At 66.5% G+C, this 19,477-nt stretch carries 14 protein-coding genes; 5 read left to right on the top strand and 9 right to left on the bottom strand.

Features of this window, described 5'->3' with window-relative positions:
• Nucleotides 1–15: 15 nt before the first annotated feature.
• The 3 genes from AC5Y46_RS19660 to AC5Y46_RS19650 form a co-directional block, all read right to left on the bottom strand.
• On the bottom strand, nucleotides 16–1,476 hold the full coding sequence (locus AC5Y46_RS19660; protein WP_499945798.1) for an amino acid permease: 1,461 nt from the start codon (nucleotides 1,474–1,476) through the stop codon (nucleotides 16–18).
• A 69-nt stretch (nucleotides 1,477–1,545) separates the two neighbouring features.
• Entirely contained in the window at nucleotides 1,546–2,394 is an 849-nt protein-coding gene (locus AC5Y46_RS19655; protein ID WP_499945797.1) for a CbiQ family ECF transporter T component, read from the bottom strand.
• Nucleotides 2,391–4,457, bottom strand: a complete 2,067-nt coding sequence (locus tag AC5Y46_RS19650; protein WP_499945796.1) for an ABC transporter ATP-binding protein — start codon at nucleotides 4,455–4,457, stop codon at nucleotides 2,391–2,393. Before AC5Y46_RS19650 ends, AC5Y46_RS19655 begins: the two co-directional genes overlap by 4 nt.
• A gap of 97 nt (nucleotides 4,458–4,554) precedes the next feature.
• Between AC5Y46_RS19650 and AC5Y46_RS19645 the strand changes: the two genes are divergently transcribed.
• On the top strand, nucleotides 4,555–5,031 hold the full coding sequence (locus AC5Y46_RS19645; protein WP_499945795.1) for a MarR family winged helix-turn-helix transcriptional regulator: 477 nt from the start codon (nucleotides 4,555–4,557) through the stop codon (nucleotides 5,029–5,031).
• Between the two features lie 122 nt (nucleotides 5,032–5,153).
• Nucleotides 5,154–7,907, top strand: a complete 2,754-nt coding sequence (locus AC5Y46_RS19640) for an ABC transporter permease (protein ID WP_499992562.1) — start codon at nucleotides 5,154–5,156, stop codon at nucleotides 7,905–7,907.
• A gap of 157 nt (nucleotides 7,908–8,064) precedes the next feature.
• Here AC5Y46_RS19640 and AC5Y46_RS19635 read toward each other — a convergent pair whose 3' ends face one another.
• Nucleotides 8,065–8,646, bottom strand: a complete 582-nt coding sequence (locus AC5Y46_RS19635) for a methyltransferase family protein (RefSeq protein ID WP_499992561.1) — start codon at nucleotides 8,644–8,646, stop codon at nucleotides 8,065–8,067.
• A 90-nt stretch (nucleotides 8,647–8,736) separates the two neighbouring features.
• On the opposite strand from AC5Y46_RS19635, the gene AC5Y46_RS19630 reads away from it, so the two are divergent.
• Nucleotides 8,737–10,674 (top strand): acyl-CoA dehydrogenase family protein, encoded by a 1,938-nt coding sequence (locus tag AC5Y46_RS19630; protein ID WP_499992560.1) that lies wholly within the window; start codon nucleotides 8,737–8,739, stop codon nucleotides 10,672–10,674.
• 35 nt (nucleotides 10,675–10,709) lie between these two features.
• Here AC5Y46_RS19630 and AC5Y46_RS19625 read toward each other — a convergent pair whose 3' ends face one another.
• The gene (locus AC5Y46_RS19625) at nucleotides 10,710–11,201 is read right to left on the bottom strand and encodes an LppP/LprE family lipoprotein (protein WP_499992559.1); all 492 of its coding nucleotides are present in this window, start codon (nucleotides 11,199–11,201) and stop codon (nucleotides 10,710–10,712) included.
• A gap of 321 nt (nucleotides 11,202–11,522) precedes the next feature.
• Between AC5Y46_RS19625 and AC5Y46_RS19620 the strand changes: the two genes are divergently transcribed.
• Both AC5Y46_RS19620 and AC5Y46_RS19615 read left to right on the top strand, forming a co-directional pair.
• Nucleotides 11,523–15,653, top strand: coding sequence for a bifunctional nitrate reductase/sulfite reductase flavoprotein subunit alpha (locus AC5Y46_RS19620; RefSeq protein WP_499992558.1), 4,131 nt, complete (start codon nucleotides 11,523–11,525; stop codon nucleotides 15,651–15,653).
• Between the two features lie 115 nt (nucleotides 15,654–15,768).
• Nucleotides 15,769–16,071 carry a hypothetical protein gene (locus AC5Y46_RS19615; RefSeq protein WP_499945789.1) on the top strand — a complete coding sequence of 101 codons (303 nt, stop codon included), beginning with the start codon at nucleotides 15,769–15,771 and terminating at the stop codon, nucleotides 16,069–16,071.
• 4 nt (nucleotides 16,072–16,075) lie between these two features.
• Here AC5Y46_RS19615 and AC5Y46_RS19610 read toward each other — a convergent pair whose 3' ends face one another.
• The 4 genes from AC5Y46_RS19610 to AC5Y46_RS19595 form a co-directional block, all read right to left on the bottom strand.
• On the bottom strand, nucleotides 16,076–17,491 hold the full coding sequence (locus tag AC5Y46_RS19610; RefSeq protein ID WP_499992557.1) for an MBL fold metallo-hydrolase: 1,416 nt from the start codon (nucleotides 17,489–17,491) through the stop codon (nucleotides 16,076–16,078).
• A gap of 183 nt (nucleotides 17,492–17,674) precedes the next feature.
• Nucleotides 17,675–18,166 (bottom strand): CAP domain-containing protein, encoded by a 492-nt coding sequence (locus AC5Y46_RS19605; RefSeq protein ID WP_499992556.1) that lies wholly within the window; start codon nucleotides 18,164–18,166, stop codon nucleotides 17,675–17,677.
• Between the two features lie 8 nt (nucleotides 18,167–18,174).
• Complete coding sequence (locus AC5Y46_RS19600) at nucleotides 18,175–18,870, bottom strand: hypothetical protein (protein WP_499992555.1); 696 nt, start codon at nucleotides 18,868–18,870, stop codon at nucleotides 18,175–18,177.
• Entirely contained in the window at nucleotides 18,867–19,457 is a 591-nt protein-coding gene (locus tag AC5Y46_RS19595; protein ID WP_499992554.1) for an Rv1363c family protein, read from the bottom strand. The genes AC5Y46_RS19600 and AC5Y46_RS19595 overlap by 4 nt, the downstream gene beginning before the upstream one ends.
• Nucleotides 19,458–19,477 lie beyond the last annotated feature (20 nt).

The following is a 19,477-nucleotide window of genomic DNA, read 5'->3' as shown; positions in this document are numbered from 1 at the left end:
ACGCACAACCGTGTGCTACGGCGACGCTCCCTGCGCCTCCGCCGCATTGAGCGCACTGTGATGCCGTCCCCACGCGAAGTAGTAGATCAACGCCGCGGCGATCCAGCCGCCGAACGCCAACCACGTGTACCAGTGCAAACTGAGCAGGATGTACCCGCACGCCAACATCGAAAGCACCGGCGTGACAGGGTAACCGGGCATCCGGAACCCGCGCGGCAGATCAGGTTCGCGCACCCGCAGGATGATCACCCCCGCCGAAACCACGATGAAGGCGGTCAACGTCCCGATTGACACCATGTCGGCCAGCTTGTCCAGCGGTACGAACGCGGCCAACGCCGACGCTACGACCGCGACCATCACCGTGTTGTTCACCGGAGTCCTAGTGCGCGGGTTCACCCTCGCGAACCACGCGGGCAGCAAACCGTCACGACCCATGGCGAACAGGATGCGGGTCATCCCGTACAGCGTGACCAGCGTGACCGTAAAAATCGAAATGACCGCGCCCGCAGCCAGAATCGTGCCCGCCCACGTACCGCGCGTGACGCTGTCGAGGATGGTGGCCAGCCCGGCGTTCTCCTGCTTTGCGAAGTTCTGCCACGGCTGGGTGCCGAGCGCAGCGACGGCGACGAGTACGTACACGCCGGTGACAACGAACAACGCCGACAGCAACGCGCGCGGCATCGTCTTCTGTGGGTCCTTGACCTCGTCGCCGGCGGTGGAGACCGCATCCAAACCGATGTAGGAGAAGAAGATGGTGCCCGCCGCCGAGCCGATGCCCGCGACCCCGAAAGGCGCGAAATCCTTGAGATTGCCGTCGTCGAAAGCGGTGAACGCGATGACGACGAACATGCCCAGCACGCCCAGCTTGACCAACACCATGACGGTGTTGACTTTCGCCGATTCGCTGGCGCCGCGGATCAGCAGCAGCGCGCACATGACGATGAGGATGACCGCCGGCAGGTTCACCCAACCGTGCGAGACGCCGTCGGGCAGCTTGTCCCACGGCGCCGCCGAGAGCGCATGCGGCAACGAGAATCCGAACAGATTGTGCAGCAGCTTGTTCAGATAGCCGCTCCACCCCACCGCCACCGCGGCCGTCGCGACCCCGTATTCCAGCAGCAGACACGCCGCCACGACCATCGCCATCACCTCGCCCAGCGTGGTGTACGCGTAGGAATACGACGACCCGGAAACCGGCACGGCCGAAGCCAATTCGGCATAGCAGATGGCGGCCAGGCCGGCGGCGAGTCCGGCGATGAGGAATGAAACGATCACGCCGGGACCGGCCTCGGGCACAGCCTGGGACAGCACGAAGAAGATCCCCGTGCCGATCGTCGACCCGACGCCGAACAGGGTGAGCTGAAAAGTCCCGAAGCTGCGCTTGAGGCCGGATGAAGCACCCTCCGCGACCGGGGCACCACCCACCGGACGCCGGCGCAGCATCTGCTCTTTGATACTGATCGAAGTATCCGGCAACTGCCCTCCCGTCGGTAGCTCCGCTGATTATGAGCCACCCGCAGCACGGCGACAGTTGCGCCCCGGGCCTCAGGCGACGGTGAGGATTGTCTCGATCACCACTCCCGCGGCTCCAACCACGGCGGTGATCGCCAATGTCATCCAGTCGGCGAGTTTCGGCCTGCGCGGGTTGGCGGAGAGCTGCCCGGTGCCGCCGCGGGCGGTGATCGCGTCGCCCATCTCGTCGGCGCGTCGCAGCGTCACCGTGATGGCAGCCGCCAGCAGATCGATCACTTCCATCCTGCGTTGCTGGCGCTTTTCCTTGCGGCTCTTCGGGGTCGGTTTCGGGCGCAACCGTCGTGCAGCGTAGAGGACCTGGAATTCGTCGATCAGCATCGGGAAGGCGCGCAGCGCGAGCGCCAAAGCCACCGCCCACTCGTCGACCGGCATCCGCAGCAACCGCAGCGGCCGTCCCAAAGTCGCTACGGCAGGACCGATTTCGGCGACGTTGGTGGTATAGGACACCAACCCGCCCAATGCCAGCAAGATCAACGTCAAGGTGGTGATGCGCAGGAAGTTCAAGAACCCGCCGAGTCCTATCTCGACGCCGGCAAACGGGACCACCGGATCGCCACCGGCCAGTGCGGCGGTAATACCGCCGAGCGCCAACACAATCCACAACCAGCGAGGTATCGACGGCAGCGCACCGCGCGGAATGCGCGCAATCCGAATCGCGGCCAGCACCAGCGCCGCCATGAGCCCGATCATCGTCCAGCCCGGGTAGAACGCGAGCAGCACCGAGATGCTGAAGACGGCGACCAGCTTGGTGCCCGCCCAGAGGTCGTGGATGGGTGATCCGCCGGGTATCGGCACCAGTAGTACGACGGGACGGCCGGGCTTGCGCTTGTCTTGCCGCGACGCGGCGGACGTCACCGTCACGACACACCTCCCGGTCCCTGCAACGCCGGGGAGGTCGACGCTGGCGCGGAGTCCAGGACACCGTCCCGCAGATGCAGGACACGCGGGCACAGGGTCTCCATGCCCGCGACGTCATGGGATATCACCACCACCGTCAGGCCGCGCTCGCGGCGCAGATCCTCCAGCAAACGCACCAGGCCCTGCTGACTGGCGGTGTCCAGCCCGGCCAGCGGCTCGTCGAGGATCAGCGCCTTGGGCGAGCACGCGAGGAGTCCGGCCAGCACCACCCGCCGCATCTGGCCGCCGCTGAGCTGGTCGATGCTGCGTTTGGCCAGCGCCGGGTCCAGCCCCACGACGCCGAGCGCCGCCACCACCCGGTCCTCGTCCTTGTGTGAAAACCCGGCCGCCGAAGCCACTTCCAGGTCGACGCGGTTACGCATCAGCTGCAACCGGGCCGCCTGGAAGGACAGCGCCACCGCCCCGACCTGCTCGTGGGTGGGCCGCCCGTCCAGCAGGCAGGCGCCGCTGGTGGGTTGGGTGAGTCCGGCCATGATCCACGCCAGTGTCGACTTGCCCGAACCGTTGCCGCCGTGGATCAGCACGCCATCGCCCTGCTCCACCACGAAAGTGACGTCGCGCAGTGCGGTCTTGGCCCATGGGGTCCCGATGCCGTATTCGTGACCGACGCCCGCCAGTTCGAGCGCCGGTGCGTGCCGGGCTTCGCTCAGGTTCGCCTCCGCGGGCGGCGCTGCGGTGGCCTGACCCATGCCGGTGTTGTCCGGCGAATCGCTGAGTTTGACTGTGCGGTCGGCAGATTCGGCCTCGTTGCTGTAATGCGTGATGTGCACCAGGGCGGTCCGGTGTCGTTTCGTCAGACCGGACAGCACGCTCAGCAGCCCCTCTTTGCCCTGTTGATCGACCATCGTGGTGACCTCGTCGGCGATCAGCATCGCGGGCTCGCGGGCCAGCGCGGCCGCCAGCGCGAGTCGTTGCAGTTCACCGCCGGACAGGCTGCCGGTGTCGCGTTCGGCCAGTTCGGCCAGGCCCACCTCGCCCAGCAACTTCTCGACATCGGTCTCGGTGCCTGGCGGCAGCCCCCAGACCACGTCGTCGGCGACGCGGGTGCCCAACACCTGGCTCTCCGGATGCTGCAGGACGATCGCGGTGCCGCCGAGTTTGCCCAGGCCCACCGCACCCGGGCGATGCACGGTGCCCGACGTCGGCTCCCGCCCGGCCAGGATCAGCATCAGGGTGGTCTTGCCGGAGCCGTTCGCCCCGGTGATGGCGACGTGTTCACCTTCCCGGAGCTCCATGCTGATCTCGCGCAGCGCGTCCTGGGCGGCACCGGGGTAGCGGAAACGCACGTCCTCCAACCGCACCGGAACCGGCCCGACGGGCGCATCGTCGGCGTCACCGGCGGGGGCGTCGAGTTTGTGCACGTCGGGGATGCCCCGCATGCGCTCCAGCAGCCGCGACAACGCCCACCAACCGACCAGGGACACGACCATGATCCCGGCGGTGACGATGCCGAGCAGGACCAACTGCCAGTAGCGCAACGAGAACTCGAACGCGAACTTCAGCCAGAACCCCACGCTCTCCAAATGGATGCGGCTCAGAAACGACGCGAGCCCCTCCACGTTGGCGGTGATGGCATCGCGCATCAAGTGCCGCAGCCGGGTCAAGGCCATCAGCAGCCCGACGTTGCCGGCGCCGAATATCAGGCCGGCGATCAGCGACGAGACCACCACGGTGAGCGTGCCGCGGTTCTTGCGTTTGATGATGCCGGTCAGCCCGCCGATGTAGGCGCTCTGGATGACCGCACCCAGCCCGCCGCTGCCGGCGATCAGGAATGCGATGACGGATGCGGCGACCGTCGCGGTCAGCAGCACCCGCAGCCGGTAGCGGTAGGCGAGCAGCCCGGTGGGCACGGTGCCCAGCAGGGACAGTCCCGCGGCAAACGGCACGGCGACAGAAATGATCGCGGTCACCGCGCATAGCGCCGCCATGACCGATGCCTGCGCCAATTCGCTGGGGCGCAGGGGGCCACCCCGTTGTTGCGAAGGCGGCGGGTCGGGCGGTGTCACTTGTCCGATTCTGCCAGGCACGGCAGCTAAGCCGGTGCAGCACATAGGGGTAACCCGGGGTGGTGCTCGCATAGCAAAGCTATGCAACGATGAGCGCATGTCTTCGTCCGTCACGGCAGATGACGCAGAGGTCCCGCACGGTCTGGGGGCGGACCTGCTGGCCGTGGTTGCGCGGTTGAATCGGTTGGCCACTCAGCGCATCCAGATGCCGCTGCCCGCGGCGCAGGCTCGGCTACTGGCCACCATCGATGCTCAGGGCGAGGCCCGCATCGGCGACCTGGCCGCCGTCGACCACTGTTCTCAGCCGACGATGACCACGCAGGTGCGGCGACTCGAGGAGGCCGGGCTGGTGTCGCGCACCGTCGATCCCGGCGATGCCCGCGCGGTCCGCATCCGCATCACCCCCGCGGGGCTGCACATGCTCAACGCGGTGCGCCGAGACCGGGCCGCCGCCATCGAACCGCAACTGTCCCGGCTGGAACCGGCCGAGCGTCAGGTGCTGGCCGACGCCGTCGACGTGTTGCGACGTCTGTTGCAGAACGCCGCGACCGCACCGGGCCGCAACACACTCTGATCCGGCCCATACGCCGACACTGCAGGTGGATACACCGCGTCCGTGGGTAGACACTTGACGCAGGGCACTACACGGTGCCCTGGTCCGCGCTTCTGGGACCGATCGGCAATCGAGAATGAAAGGTGCCGGCCATACCCGATGCCTCCCCGTTGACCGTCTGGGTCGGATCGTCACGGTACTTCTTCACCCCGGGCCGCGACGTAATCGTGGGCCACGGCGGGCACTGCGACATCCGACTGGACCGTCCCGGCCTTGCCGCCCCTGACGATGCGGCGCAACCGGTCCCCGATCTGGTGCTGCGGTTCGCCGGCACCCATTGGCTCGCCGTCGACCAGAGTCAGCACGGCCTTTTCCTCGACGGAACCCGGATGTCGACGGTGGACATCCGTGACGGCCAGACGATCGCGATCGGCGACCCTGAGCACGGGCCGCGACTGACCTTCCAGGTCTCCGCCGCCGACGACGCGCCCCCGTCCGACACCGATCCGCTCGGGGTGCCGCGCCCCGAACGACTGCCCGACCCCGAACCCACCACCGGTCTGATCCCGGTGCAACCGCACCTCTCGGGAGAGCCGGAGACCGCGCGCATTCCGGCGCTGCCCGACGAGCCGGCCACGCCTCCCGTCCCGACCGCCGAGCCGCCCGCAGTGCCCGACGAGCCAGCCGCGCCTCCCGTCCCGACCGCCGAGCCTCACGCTAGCGTGACGCTCGACGCCGACGGCCACGCTGGCGTGACGCTCGGTGACGTCACCCAGCAGCCGGGGGACGAAGACCCAGAGACCAGCCGCATCCCCGTCGAGCCGGCCACCGCCGGCATCCCGCTCGCCGAGCCTCACGCTAGCGTGACGCTCGACGCCGACAGCCACGCTGGCGTGACGCTCGGTGACGTCACCCAGCAGCCAGGGGACGAAGACCCGGAGACCAGCCGCATCCCCGTCGAGCCGGCCACCGCGGCCATCCCGGCGGCGCCCCTCGACTTCTTCCCCGGACAACACTCCCCGACCGAGCGACCCACCAAACCCTTTCGCTACATCGCAACGGAGTCTCCGCCCGTAGCGGCACCGCTCCCCACTCCGGCGGAGGAAGCCGCCCGGGCCAAAGGACGCGGCCTGATCGAGCGGATGACCGAGGCGACGCGGAAACTCCTCCCGCAGGACGATGGCGAACCCACCCCGCAGACAAGTCGGCTGCCGCTGCTGCAGGCCGGTGCGCGCACGCTCGGGGTGGCGGCCTACCAGCTGGGAGTCGAGGATCTGTTGGCGGACGTGTCGTTCACGACGCGCCCCGGTGCACTGATCGCGGTCGTCGGCCCGTCGGCAGCCCGCAATTTCGCGTTGACCGGTGCGCTCGCCGGTATCCGGACCCTGAGCTCCGGCATCCTCACGGTGGACGGCCATGACGTGCACGCCGAACCCGAGGCCATGCGGTCCCGGATCGGCGTGGTGCCACGGGACAACCGGGTGCACGCAAATCTCACCGTGGAGCGCGCGCTGGGCTACGCGGCAGAGCTGCGGCTGCCGGCGACGACCGCCGACGAGGATCACTCCCGGGTCGTCGACCAGATACTCGACGAGCTCGAGTTGACCCCGCATCGCACGACCAAGGTGTCCAAGTTGCCGCCCGAACTGCGTCGCTGCGCGTCGCTGGCGATCGAACTGGTCACCCGGCCGTCCATGCTGGTGGTCGACGAGCCGGGCGCGGGCTTGGACCCGTCGCAGGAGAAACACGTGATGGGGTTGCTGCGCCGTCAGGCCGACCTCGGGTGTGTCGTGGTGATGGCGGTGACGTCGGCCAACTCGTTGACCTACCTGAATCTGTGCGACCAGGTGCTGGTGCTCACCCCCGACGGCCGGTTGGCGTTCGCCGGACCGCCGTCGCACATCGACTCAGCCCTGGGCACCACCGACTGGTTCGAGATCTTCGCTCGGGTGTCGAACGACCCGCACGGCACCCACCAGGCATTCCTGCGCCGACAACAGGCGACGGCCGCCCCCGCACCGCCCTCGGTCGCCCTCCCCGAACGGACCCCGCCCGCACCCGGCCTCGGCGGACAGTTCTGGCTGGCGGTGCGACGCCAGGCCCGCAGCGTGCTGGCCAGTCCCGTCCAGTTGCTGTTCCTGGTGCTGCTGCCGGTCGCGTTGGGCGGGTTGACGCTGCTGATTCCCGGTGATTCCGGGCTGGGCCGACCGGCGCCGTCGTCGGGCAACACCCACGAAGCCATCGCGATACTTGCCGCGCTGAACTTCGCCGCGGTGCTGATGGGCACCTCGGCAACCATCCGCGCGCTGGTCACCGAGCGGCGGATCTTCCGGCGTGAGCAGCAACTCGGGTTGTCGGCGTCGGCCTATCTGCTTGCCAAGATCGTCTTCTTCGGCCTCGTCGCGGCCGCACAGGCAGCGATCCTGACCACCATCGTGATCGTCGGCAAAGGCGGGCCCGGGCGCGGTGCGGTCCTGTTGGGCAGCGCGGAATTCGAGCTGTATGTCAGTGTGGCCGCGACGGCCGTCGTCTCGGCGATTGTCGGACTGGCGCTGTCCTCGTTCGGCAGATCCTCGGGTGAGGTGCTGCCGCTGGTCATCCCGGTGCTGCTGGCTTCCTTGCTGTTCGCCGGGGGCTTGGTGTCGTTGGTGGGCACCTGGGGCTACGACCAGGTGTCCTGGTTCGTCCCGGCCCAGTGGGGATTTGCGGCCGCGGCCTCCACCGTCGATCTGCGCCGGGTGGACAAGCTTGCCGAGCAGAACGCGGTGTGGGCGCACTACTCGGGGTGGTGGGTGTTCGACATGCTCATGCTTGCGGTCCTGGGCGTGTTGTGGGCCGGGCTGGTCAGATACCGATTGCGCGTTCCCGCGACATCGCGTGCAGCACGAACTGGGTGACCTGGCTGGCGGCGAAATTGCGGGTCCAGGTAGCGTCACCAATCCCGTTGTCCGACAACGATAGACCGAAGGTGTAGAACCGAGCTGGTGCTCTCTAGCGGTGCGTCGGATTGGCCCGGGTCAGGACGACGTGGCCGTCGAACGGGCTGCGGAGGTCTCAGACGTAGCGCCGGACGCGACTGCAGTAGTCGTCGAATTCCCGGCCGTAGTGCCGGCGCAGAAACTCCTCTTCCCGCAACACCTGTCGATGGAACAACCAGGTGCCGGCGGCCAGGTAGAACAGCGGCACCCAGTTGGGGAACACCAACAGCTGACCGATCAGGAACAAGAAGAATCCGACGTAGATCGGGTTGCGGCTGACCGCGAAGATGCCGGTGGTGACCAGGCGCCCGGGCTCGTCGACGTCGATGCCCACCCGGAAGCTTCGGCCGAAGGAGACCAGGCTGCCGACCAGAATCGCGATGGCGCACGCGCACAACCCCACCCCGATCCAGGCCACGACGGTGGAGTTGAAGAACCGCTGCGTGCTGATCAGCGGCCAGCCGAAGGCCGCGGCGAACACCGTGTAGAAGTAGAACAGCGCCACCGGCGGGATCGCGAAGTCGCTGTTGTCGAGGTTTCCGAAATGCAGTGCCTGGATGCCGTTTTTCTTCAGGACCCAGAGGCGGCCGGCCACCGTGCCGAGCAGCAGCATCACCATCAGTGCGGCCAGGTATTGCGGCATCGCTGTTCTCTCCATCGCCGGGCTGAAACCATGATTCCACGACACTGACGTGTCGGAGTGGAACGACTTGTTTCGGCCGCACCGGCGACGGGCTACGGTCGGGGCATGGCGTCAGAGAAAAAGACCACGGCCGAATATCTGCGGGACGCGCTGGACGGGCGCTGGCGTGACGTGAGAAACCAGACTCGAGCCCAGCTCAGCGGCGAGGCGTTCCGTCCGCACTACACACCCAACACGGTCATCGCGCGCGCGAAAGTGGCCGAACAGATGCAGATCCTGGCGACCGCGGGCATCTCGGATGAAGGGTTCCGCAAAGAGCACGGTGGCACCGGGGACGTCGGGGCGGCCATCACCATGATCGAGATGCTGGCCATGTCGGATTTGTCCCTGATGGTGAAGGCTGGGGTGCAGTGGGGCCTGTTCGGTGGTGCCGTGGAGAACCTGGGCACCGAGCGCCACGGCGCATACATCGAGGACATCATCAGCCTGGACCTGCTGGGGTGTTTTGCGATGACCGAGACCGGACACGGCAGCGATGTCCAGTCGCTGGAGACGACGGCGACCTACGACGCGGAGACCGAAGAGTTCGTCGTCCACTCCGAGACCCCGACGGCACGGAAGGACTACATCGGCGGCGCGGCCGAGACCGCCCGAATGGCAGCGGTTTTCGCGCAGTTGATCACCCACGAGAACGGTGAGCCGGTCAACCACGGGGTGCACTGCGTGCTGGTGCCGATTCGCGACGAGGACGGTAACGACCTGCCGGGCGTGACCACGTCGGACTGCCACTACAAGGGCGGGCTGCCGGGAGTCGACAACGGTCGCATCATGTTCGATCAGGTCCGGGTTCCGCGGGTCAATCTGCTGAACAAGTACGGTGACGTCGCCCCTGACGGCACCTACAGTTCGCCGATCGACAACCCCAACCGCCGGTTCTTCACCATGATCGGCACTTTGATCCGCGGGCGGGTGACGGTGGGTGGCAGCGCGGGTGCGGCAGCGCGGGTGGCCTTGGACATCGCCACGCGATATGCGTTGCAGCGCAAGCAGTTCACCTCCCCGGACGACGACCAGGAAGTGCTGATCATGGACTACCTGGTGCATCAGCGCCGGCTGCTTCCACTGATCGCGCGGTCCTACGCACTGCAGTTCGCGCAGAACGAACTGGTATCGAAATGCCACGACCTGCAGACCTCCGATGTGGTGGACGCCGAGGAGCAGCGGGAGCTGGAAGCGCGGGCGGCGGGGCTCAAAGCCGCCAACACCTGGCATGCGTCGCACGCCATCCAGGAGGCCAGGGAGGCTTGCGGCGGTGCGGGATACATGGCGGAGAACAGGCTGATCGCGCTGCGTGCCGACACCGACGTGTTCACCACATTCGAAGGCGACAACCACGTGCTGACACAGCTGGTGGCCAAGGAGCTGCTGACCGCCTACGCCGACGACGTCAAGAGCATGAGTCCGGTGGAGTGGGTTTTCTTCGCCGCCAACACCGTTGGCGACCGGGTGATGAAACGCACTGCGGCCGAAGCGATCATGCAGCGCATCGTCGATGCCCGCCAGGACAGCGAGGAGGAGGGCAGCCTGTTCAACCGGGGCACCCAGGTGTCGATGTTCGAAGACCGCGAGGAATACATGCTGTCGTCGGTCGCGCGTCGATTGCAGGGCAAATCCAGAGAGATGTCGGCGTTCGACGCGTTCAATGCGGTGCAGGATCACGTGCTGCACGCCGCGCAGGCGCACATCGACCGGATCGTGCTGGAAGCGTTCGTCGCCGGCATCGACGCGTGTCCGGACGAAGAGGCGCGGGAGTTGCTCGACGTGATCTGCGACCTTTATGCGCTGTCGGTGATCGAGGACGACAAAGCCTGGTTCATCGAGCACCGATACCTCTCGACCGAGCGGGCCAAGGCCGTGACGCGCGGCATCAACGACCGCTGCCGGGTGCTGCGCCCGCACGCCAGGGCACTGGTGGACGGATTCGGCATCCCGGAACCGTTGCGCTACGCCGAGATGCTGCATCCGGAGAATCTGTCCGACTGAGCCATCCACGGCAGTCAACTGCCGCAGGGTGATTGCTACTGGTGCGGAATCGAGCCCAGTGCCTGCAGTCGGCCGTCCGGGCCGATCTGGAACTTCACCGTGCCGCTTCCGCTGGGACAGCATTCCTCGTCCTTGCCGACGCGCCAACGGTATTGGACGGTCACGGTGTCATCGGCGGGTGGCTGCACGGTGATGTAAGGCTTCGGATTCGGTGTAGGCGAGCCGAGCGGCTTGTTGCGGTCGAAGAACAGCAGCTGCTGCGGAGTGGACTCGCTCGCGATGGTGGGAATGATCTGTACCCAGTGCAGCCGGCATTTACGGGTATGACCACGGCCGATTTCCACCCAGGTGGAGCCGGGTACTTCGACCGGAACCGCGGCGATGGCCCGGCGCACCGTGTCGGCGGTCGGGCCGTCCGACTCTTTGCAGTTGTCCGGCTTCGCGGCCGGGCGCGGCGGAGCCTTTTCCGCGCACCCGGCAGCCGCCAAGCCCACAATCAGAAGAATCGTGCCGAACCGATGACGCACGTCGCGAGCTTAGCGAAGGGGCTCGGTGACGTCGGCCACCCTCGGGTATCCGTTGCTGGACAACGCCTGTGAATGTCCGTCAGGTTTGGTCAAAACCGCAGCTGTCAGGCCTAAATGGGCCCGGTCGTAGGTAGCTTTGACACGGGTCAAGGGTGGTTTATGAGGGCATGGGTTATCACCCGGTTTCCGGCAACGCACTGGTGAAGGCGAGGTGCTGCGAGCAGACCGTAAAACGGATGAAACCTCGAGCCCTCTGCCCCGAAACATCCTTGACGCACGATTCAGCAGACCACTGCGACACAGTCAGGAAGGACGTCGGGCGTGGCGAGGAGGCCCGAGGCGGCTGCAAACAACCAGGACGTGCAAACCCTGTGCGCCTATTGCGGTGTCGGCTGCGGAGTGGTGTTGCAGATCACAACCGATCCCGAAAGCGGCCGACGTCACATCACCAATTCGACTGGGCGCAAGGATCATCCGGCGAACTTCGGCCGGCTGTGCACCAAAGGCGCAACCACCGTGGACTTGCTGGCCGCGTCGGGTCGCGCCGAGACGGCCTACTCGAGGACCGACCGAGGCCAGCCGCTGGGTTCGGTGGACACCGACACCGCCATCGCCGCGGCCGCCGAACGGCTACGGGCCATCGTCGACGAACACGGCCCGGATGCCGTCGCCCTGTATGTGTCGGGTCAGATGTCGCTGGAGGCCCAGTATCTGGCGAACAAGCTGGCCAAGGGCTTCATCGGTACCAACCAGATCGAATCGAACTCGCGACTGTGCATGGCCGGTGCCAGTTCGGGCTACAAACTTTCCCTGGGCGCCGACGGACCCCCCGGCTCCTACCAGGACTTCGAGCACGCCGACGTGTTCTTCGTCATCGGCGCCAATATGGCCGACTGCCATCCGATCCTGTTCTTGCGCATGATGGAACGGGTCAAAGCGGGCGCGAAACTGATCGTCGTCGACCCGCGCCGCACCGCCACCGCAGCCAAGGCCGATCTCTTCCTGCAGATCTCCCCGGGTACGGATCTGGCGCTGCTCAACGGACTGCTGCAGCTGATCGTCGAAAATGGGCACACGGACGCCGAATTCATCTCCGAGTTCACCACCGGCTGGGCAGCCATGCCGGACTTCCTGCAGCAATTCGATGCGCAAACGGTCAGTGAGATCACCGGCATCCCGGTCGACGACCTTCGCACCGCGGCCCGCTGGATCGGCGAAGCCGGCAACTGGATGAGCTGTTGGACGATGGGCCTCAACCAGAGCACCCACGGCACCTGGAACACCAACGCGCTCTGTAATCTGCACCTGGCAACCGGTGCGATCTGCAGGCCGGGCAGCGGCCCCTTTTCCCTGACCGGGCAACCGAACGCCATGGGCGGCCGCGAAATGGGCTACATGGGGCCGGGATTGCCGGGCCAACGCTCGATCACCTGCGCCGAGGACCGCGCCTTCACCGAGGAGCAATGGGGCATCCCGCGCGGGTCGCTGCGCTCCGACGTCAGCGACGGAGTGATCGACATGTTCGCCCGGATGGCCGACGGCCGGATCAAGGCGTGCTGGATCATCTGCACCAACCCCGTTGCCACCGTGGCGAATCGCAAGACGGTGCTGGCCGGTCTGGAGCGAGCCGAACTGGTGATCACCCAGGACGCGTTCCTGGAGACCGAGACCAATGAATACGCCGACGTGTTGCTGCCGGCGACGTTGTGGACCGAGTCCGACGGTGTGATGGTCAACTCCGAGCGCAACCTGAGCCTGTTCCAGGCGGCCGTCGACGCGCCGGGACAGGCGCTGCCGGACTGGCAGATCATCGCCCGGATCGCCTGCGCGATGGGCTTTTCCGAGCACTTCTCCTACACCTGCGCCGAGGAAGTGTTCGAGGAGATCAAACGGTTCTGGAACCCCAAGACAGGCTACGACATTCGCGGCGTCAGCTACGAACGGCTGCGCCGGTCCCCGGTGCAGTGGCCGTGCCCACCGGACAGCACCACCGACCGCAACCCCATCCGGTACCTCAACGACGGTGCCAGCCAACGACAATTCATCCGCGAAGACGGTCAACGGCCCCGACTGGCCTTCCCGACCCCGGACGGCCGGGCAGTGTTCTATGCCCGTCCGCATCTGCTGCCCGACGAGATGCCGGATGCCGACTATCCGTTGTTGCTCAACACCGGACGACTGGCGCACCAATGGCACACCATGACCAAGACGGGCAAGGTCGCCAAACTCAACAAGCTCAACCCCGGGCCATTCGTCGAAGTCCACCCCGAAGACGCTGCCCGCCTGCAGATCTGCGACGGCGACCGGGTCGAGGTCGCGTCTCGCCGCGGCCGCGCGGTGTTGCCGGCCACGGTCACCGATCGCGTGCTGCCCGGCAATTGCTTCGCGCCGTTTCACTGGAACGACGTCTTCGGCGAGTACCTCGCGATCAACGCGGTCACCAACGACGCCGTCGACCCGGTATCGCGCCAACCCGAATACAAGGTCTGCGCCGTCACCTTGACCAAGGTCGCCCCGGCACGGGAACCCGCGGGCGGCCAGCCCGGTCGGTCGGTTCAGGCGAGCCTCGCCCAGATCGACGCGATCGCTGAATTCCTCGGGGTGGCAAGCGAACCCATCCCCGAGTTCGACGAGTGCGGGCGCGCCTATCTGGCCGGGTTGTTTGCCGGCATGCGGGTGCACGCGGGCCACTCGACGACCTCGGTACCGACGTTGCCGGCCACCGCCCCGTTCGACGTTCGCACCAGGATGTGGCTGGACGGTGTGCTGGCCGGGATGTCGACTGGTGACCCCGCTGCCTCGCCGAGTCCCGAGGCGGTACCGGACCGTGCGCCCGTCGTGGTGTTGTGGGCATCCCAGACCGGTAACGCCGAGGAGCTCGCCGCCGTCGTCACCGAGGGGTTGCGCGCAGGCGGAATACCGGCGGCGCTGCAGGCTATGGACGAATTTCCGGTCGCCGACCTGCCCGGCGCAGGTGAGCTGCTGCTGATCACCAGCACCACTGGCGACGGCGACCCGCCGGACAACGGCGCCGGGCTGTGGTGGGCGCTGAACACCGAAGACGCACCACGTCTGGCGGGCGTCCGGTACGCCGTGCTGGCGCTCGGAGACTCCAACTACGACGACTTCTGCGGTTACGGGCGCAAGCTCGACAATCGGCTCGCCGAGCTCGGCGCGACCCGTATCACCGACCGTGTCGACTGCGAACCGGACTACGACGACACCGCCGCGCGTTGGCTGGACGACATCGTGAAAGCACTCGATAGCCACCCGGCCAAACCGGTTAACCCCCTACCGGTTGTCCCCACCCGCGAGCCCGAGAAGTACTCGAAGCAGCGGCCGCTGGTGACCGACCTCATCCGCAACACCACCTTGAGCCGGCCGAAGTCAGCAAAAGACGTGCGGCAGTTGGTCTTTCACGTTCCGCACGGAAGCGTCAGCTACGAGGCTGGTGACGCGCTGGGGGTGTGGCCGCACAACAACGACGAGTTCGTCGACGAATGGCTGACCGCCACCGGTCTGGACGGCCACACCGAGGTGCAGGTCGACGGCCACGGCTCGATGTCGTTGCGCGCCGCCCTCACCGATCGCTTCGAGATCGCCCACCTCAGTCGGGCGATGCTGCAATTCGTCGGCGAGCGCACCGTCGACGCGGACGTCGCCGGTCGACTCGCTGAGTTGCTGAAGCCGGAAAGCCGGGCCGCGCTTGCGGATTGGTCATGGGGACGTCAGTCGGTCGATCTGCTCGCGCAAGCACCCGTCAGCGCGTCCGCCGACGAGTGGCTCAGTGTGCTCAAACCGCTGCAGCCACGGCTGTACTCGATCTCGTCGAGCCCCAAGGAGCACCCGGGTGAGGTGCACCTGACGGTCTCGCCGGTGCGCTACAACTTCCGGGGGGTGCCGCGGCGCGGAGTGTGCTCAACGTACCTCGCCGACCGCTCCCCCAACGACCAGATCGCGGTGTTCGTGCGGACGGCGAAGAACTTCAGGCCACCGACCGACCCGCAGACCCCGATGATCATGGTCGGCCCCGGGACCGGTATCGCGCCGTTTCGCGGCTTTCTGCAGGAACGACGCGCGCTCGGCCACACCGGTCCCAACTGGCTGTTCTTCGGCGAGCAGCACGCCGCCACCGATTTCTATTACCGCGACGAGATCCGGGCGATGCACGCCGACGGCCTGCTCAGAGAGTTGGACCTGGCGTTCTCCCGCGACCAGCAGGAAAAGGTCTACGTACAGCACCTGATGCGCCAACGGGGCGCGCAGCTGTGGCGATGGTTACAAGACGGAGCCCAACTGTACGTGTGCGGCAATGCCGATCCGATGGCCAAGGACGTTGACCAGGCGATCTGCGACATCGCGGCACAGCACGGGAACCTCGGCAGCGACGAGGCCCGTGCCTACGTGCGCTCCCTGAGCGCCGACAAGCGGTACCACCGCGACGTGTATTAATGCCGACAATTGGGTAGATCCGTAATTTGACGGAAACGTCACGCACCAGTTGCCGAAACATCGGAGTCGCACCATTCACCCTAGAGATTCGCGCACTCAAGGGAGGGTCGTTCGCGTGGCTCGCAAGCCTGATGGTCCCGATGATGGTGCCGAAACCACCGCCTGTCCCCTGCACTGCAGGTCGCGTAACGGTGGCCGAAACGGCAGTGCACCCGCTGACCAGGTGGATTGGGCCGGATTTCCGGTGAACCTGGATCTGGCGTTCTCGCAGAACCAGCGGGACAAGGTCTTCAAGCAACACCAGATGCTCAGGCGCGGGACGCTGCTGCGGCGTTCCTCTCCCGAGGTCACCCGACTGTGCGTTTGCGACGTCACCGAGCCGAATCCGGACGCGGACCGGTCGGTGTCCAACCGCTAGCGAATCAGGCGGCGGGCGGGTCCTGCGATGGGTCATTCCCCTCGTCGACCGGCAGGCCCGCATCCTCCCAGTCGCCGAACCCGCCGACGAGGTCCGCGACGTCGCCGAAGCCCGACGTCTGCAAAAGACTGGCGGCGATCATGGAGCGGGTACCGCTCGCGCAGTAGGTGACCACCGGAGCCGCCCTGTCCAACCGGTCCAACGAGTCGGGCAGCGCCGGCAGCGGAATGTGGTGCGAACCCGGAATCTTGCCGTCGTCCAACTCGGCTTTGCCGCGCACATCGACGATCTGCAGGTTGGGTCTCGAGTTACGCAGCCGCTCGAGATCAGCTGCGCTGTAACGCTTAGTGGTTTCGATCAGCTCGGGCCGGTCGTCGGAGACCGAGGCGAGGTCGTCCAATTGCCCGATCACCCGATCCAGACCCACCCGCGCGAGCCGAAGCCGGGATTCACCGGCCTTGTCCGGATCTCCCACCAAGACGATGTCCCGGTCGATTTCCAGTGCCCCACCGGCCCATTCGGCGAAGCGCCCCTGGAGGCTGACGTTGATCGCGCCGCGCAGGTGACCGGCGGCGAAATCGGCTGGGTCGCGGCCGTCCAGCGGCGTCACGCCGGCGGCGATGTGCTTCTCCACGATTTCGATACCCAAAAGGCTGGGCGGGCCGTCGTTCAACAGAGGACGCTGTTCGCGATTGCGATGTGAGTCGTACTCGAAGTAGCGCGGTTGGGTGGCCTGGTCGGAGGTCAGGGACGCGACGAAGTCGTCGACGTTGTCGATCTTGGCTGCGTAGTTCGTCTCCCGCTGCTCGCCGATGGTGGAGTGGGTTTCGCTGGACAACTGCTTGCCGCAGGTCGAGCCGGCCCCGTGAGCGGGAAACACGCGGGTGGCGTCCGGCAATTTCAGCAGCTTGCCGTGCAGCGTCTCGTAGAGGGTGCGGGCCAGGTCCTCGGCTGAAATGCCTTCGTCGGCAAGCAGATCCGGGCGTCCGACATCGCCGACGAACAGCGCGTCCCCGGTGCATACCCCGTAGGGCACCTCGTCGTCGGGATGTTCGTAGACGACTACCGAGATCGACTCTGGGGTGTGACCCGGCGTCGCCAATATCTCAAAGGTGACTTCTCCCAGCGAGATTCGCTGACCGTGGTGCAGTGGTTCGACCGGAAACTCGACCTCGGCGTCCTTGCCGTAAGAAATCACCGCGCCGGTGGCCGCCGCCAGTTCCAAGTGTCCGCTGAGGAAGTCGGCATGGATGTGAGTTTCGATGACGCGTTCGATCGTCATGCCGTGTTGGGCTGCTTCTTCGAGATACTCGGCGATATCCCGGCGGGGGTCGACGACGACGGCGCGGCCCGAACTCTCGTCTCCGATGAAGTACGAAGCCTGCGACAGACATTCCAGATAGTGCTGGGTGAAGATCATCGACTCTTCCTCTCGGCCCGAGGCAGATTTAGCGTAGGGTTCCCCCGATCTGCGCTGGGGTAACCCTGGGCGAGAACGAGCACGCCTGGTTCAGGCTGCACGGCGTGCTTGCGCAGGTGACAACGTCTTTCGAAGGCCCACCGCCGGTGGCCGACTCGAATCATGCTGAATTTAACCGTCTAATCAGCGTCGCTGCTCTGGCTGCCCGTAGAGGGCAACCACCACGCTGCGGTCCAGGCTGTTGTTCGACCACACCCCCATCGCGGTGTTGGCGCAGTCCCGCATGATCGTCAGGTAGTCCGGGTTATCGAACCACTGCTGGAACACTTCGAGGCTGCTGATGGCCAGCGCAGGGTTGATCGCCACGGTCTCGGCGACCCTGCCGCGGAAGCCCGCGGCGTCGGCTCGGGATTGCGGAGTCGACCCGTCGGATCCGGTGTCGTCGTTGATGTTTCGGTGCGCGATCATGTCGTCGGCATGCCACTGGGCGGCCAGGTACAGCGAGTTGTTCGGTACGACATCATTGACGCAACCCGCTTGATGCTGCACGGTGTAGACCCCGGAGATGACGCTGTCGTTGAGCCTCTTGTTGTCGGCTCGAGCCGGAGCTACTCCCCCGAGTGGTATGAGGATCACGATCGCGGCGGGTGCGCCGACGCGGAACCAGCGTTTCATCGAAGTCCTCACACCGGATCGAAGTGGGACACCAGCCATCGTCCGCTGACCTTGTCCAAGACCACCCGGATCACGGGCTGGGTGTCCGTCGGGGTTCCGCCGTCTCCGATGGTGACTGTCTGGTTGACGAACAACAGGACCACGGCATGGTCGGCGGTGGCGGACACCGACGCCGCCGAGTTGACTTTCGCGACCGCCGAAATGCGCTTGTCTTTCGCGCCGGGGATGACGACCTGGCGGGTCAACGCCGTGTAGGCGTCCTTGAAGTCGCCGGTCAGGCGTTCCCGGGCCGCGCCGAGATCCTTGTCGGCCGAGTCGGGGGTGTAGGACAACAGCGCGACCGCATCCTCACCGGCGACCCGAACCGACTCCGTTCGGGCCCGCGCCGCCTCGTCACCGGAGAAGGCCACCCACTTGAAGTAGCCGGCGGTCAACGCCAGCACCAACGCGAGTCCGGGCAACACACCGAAGGCGAGCACCCGCGTCCAGGCAATCGGGGTCTGATGCCGCTCTTTCGGATCGGGATCCGCGGACTCGTCGTCCGGGGCTTCGCCGGCCTCGTCGCCGGTGGGTTCCGATGTCGCCTCGTCGCCGGTGGGTTCCGATGTCGTCTCGTCGTCGGTGGTCGCCTCGGAATCCGCTGGTGTCACGGCGGATTCGGTCGTCTCGTCCGCGTCGACGGGCGTTGCGCTCAGTGTCGTCATGGCACGAACACCACGTTGGACATCTTGGCGTCGTCGCCGACCGCGCGGACCTCGATCCGCATGCGCCACTCCCGCGGTGCCTCTTCGCCGGCCGCGGTCCGTGACTTCACGGCGACCGCGACCAGCACCTGAGCCGAGTCGCCGCGCTCAGCTTCCACGCCGGCGTCGGTCACCGTGCCTTCAGATTTCGATTGGGCCACCTTGACCAGTTCGATGAAGGGCTTGGCGCGGCGTTCGAAATCGTCGCGGAACGTGCCGGTGGCCAGGTCCAGGATTCGCTGCACGTCGGCATCGATCTCGGTGTAGTCGAGCGTGGTCAGGTTCACCGCGCCCTGGCGGGCGGTCCGGACGAACAGCTCGCGCTGAGCCTGCGCTTGGTGCTGCTGATAGGCGCGGTAGCCGAGCCAGCCGGTCAATCCGGCCAGCGCCGCCACGACGACACCGGCGGCTACCAGTGCCCGTCCGAGCTGGGAAAGCCGCGCAAAAGGATTGCGACGGCGCGGGATTGGCCGCTTTGCGACTGGATCCTCGTGCTCGTCGACACCGTCGGGTTCTTCGACGTCGGTGATTTCAAGTTGTTCGGTCATATTGCTCCTTGCTCACGGCA

It is taken from the genome of Mycobacterium sp. NGS59, from assembly GCF_059812345.1.
Note: the sequence above shows the minus strand (reverse complement) of the source record. Positions and strands in the feature narration are given on the sequence as shown.

Bases quoted from the DNA above. Each gene is read 5' to 3' on its own strand.
- AC5Y46_RS19645 (WP_499945795.1), top strand. From the start codon at position 4,555: ATGTCTTCGTCCGTCACGGCAGATGACGCAGAGGTCCCGCACGGTCTG.
- AC5Y46_RS19605 (WP_499992556.1), bottom strand. From the start codon at position 18,166: ATGAAACGCTGGTTCCGCGTCGGCGCACCCGCCGCGATCGTGATCCTC.
- AC5Y46_RS19635 (WP_499992561.1), bottom strand. From the start codon at position 8,646: ATGGAGAGAACAGCGATGCCGCAATACCTGGCCGCACTGATGGTGATG.
- AC5Y46_RS19610 (WP_499992557.1), bottom strand. From the start codon at position 17,491: ATGATCTTCACCCAGCACTATCTGGAATGTCTGTCGCAGGCTTCGTAC.
- AC5Y46_RS19595 (WP_499992554.1), bottom strand. From the start codon at position 19,457: ATGACCGAACAACTTGAAATCACCGACGTCGAAGAACCCGACGGTGTC.
- AC5Y46_RS19630 (WP_499992560.1), top strand. From the start codon at position 8,737: ATGGCGTCAGAGAAAAAGACCACGGCCGAATATCTGCGGGACGCGCTG.
- AC5Y46_RS19600 (WP_499992555.1), bottom strand. From the start codon at position 18,870: ATGACGACACTGAGCGCAACGCCCGTCGACGCGGACGAGACGACCGAA.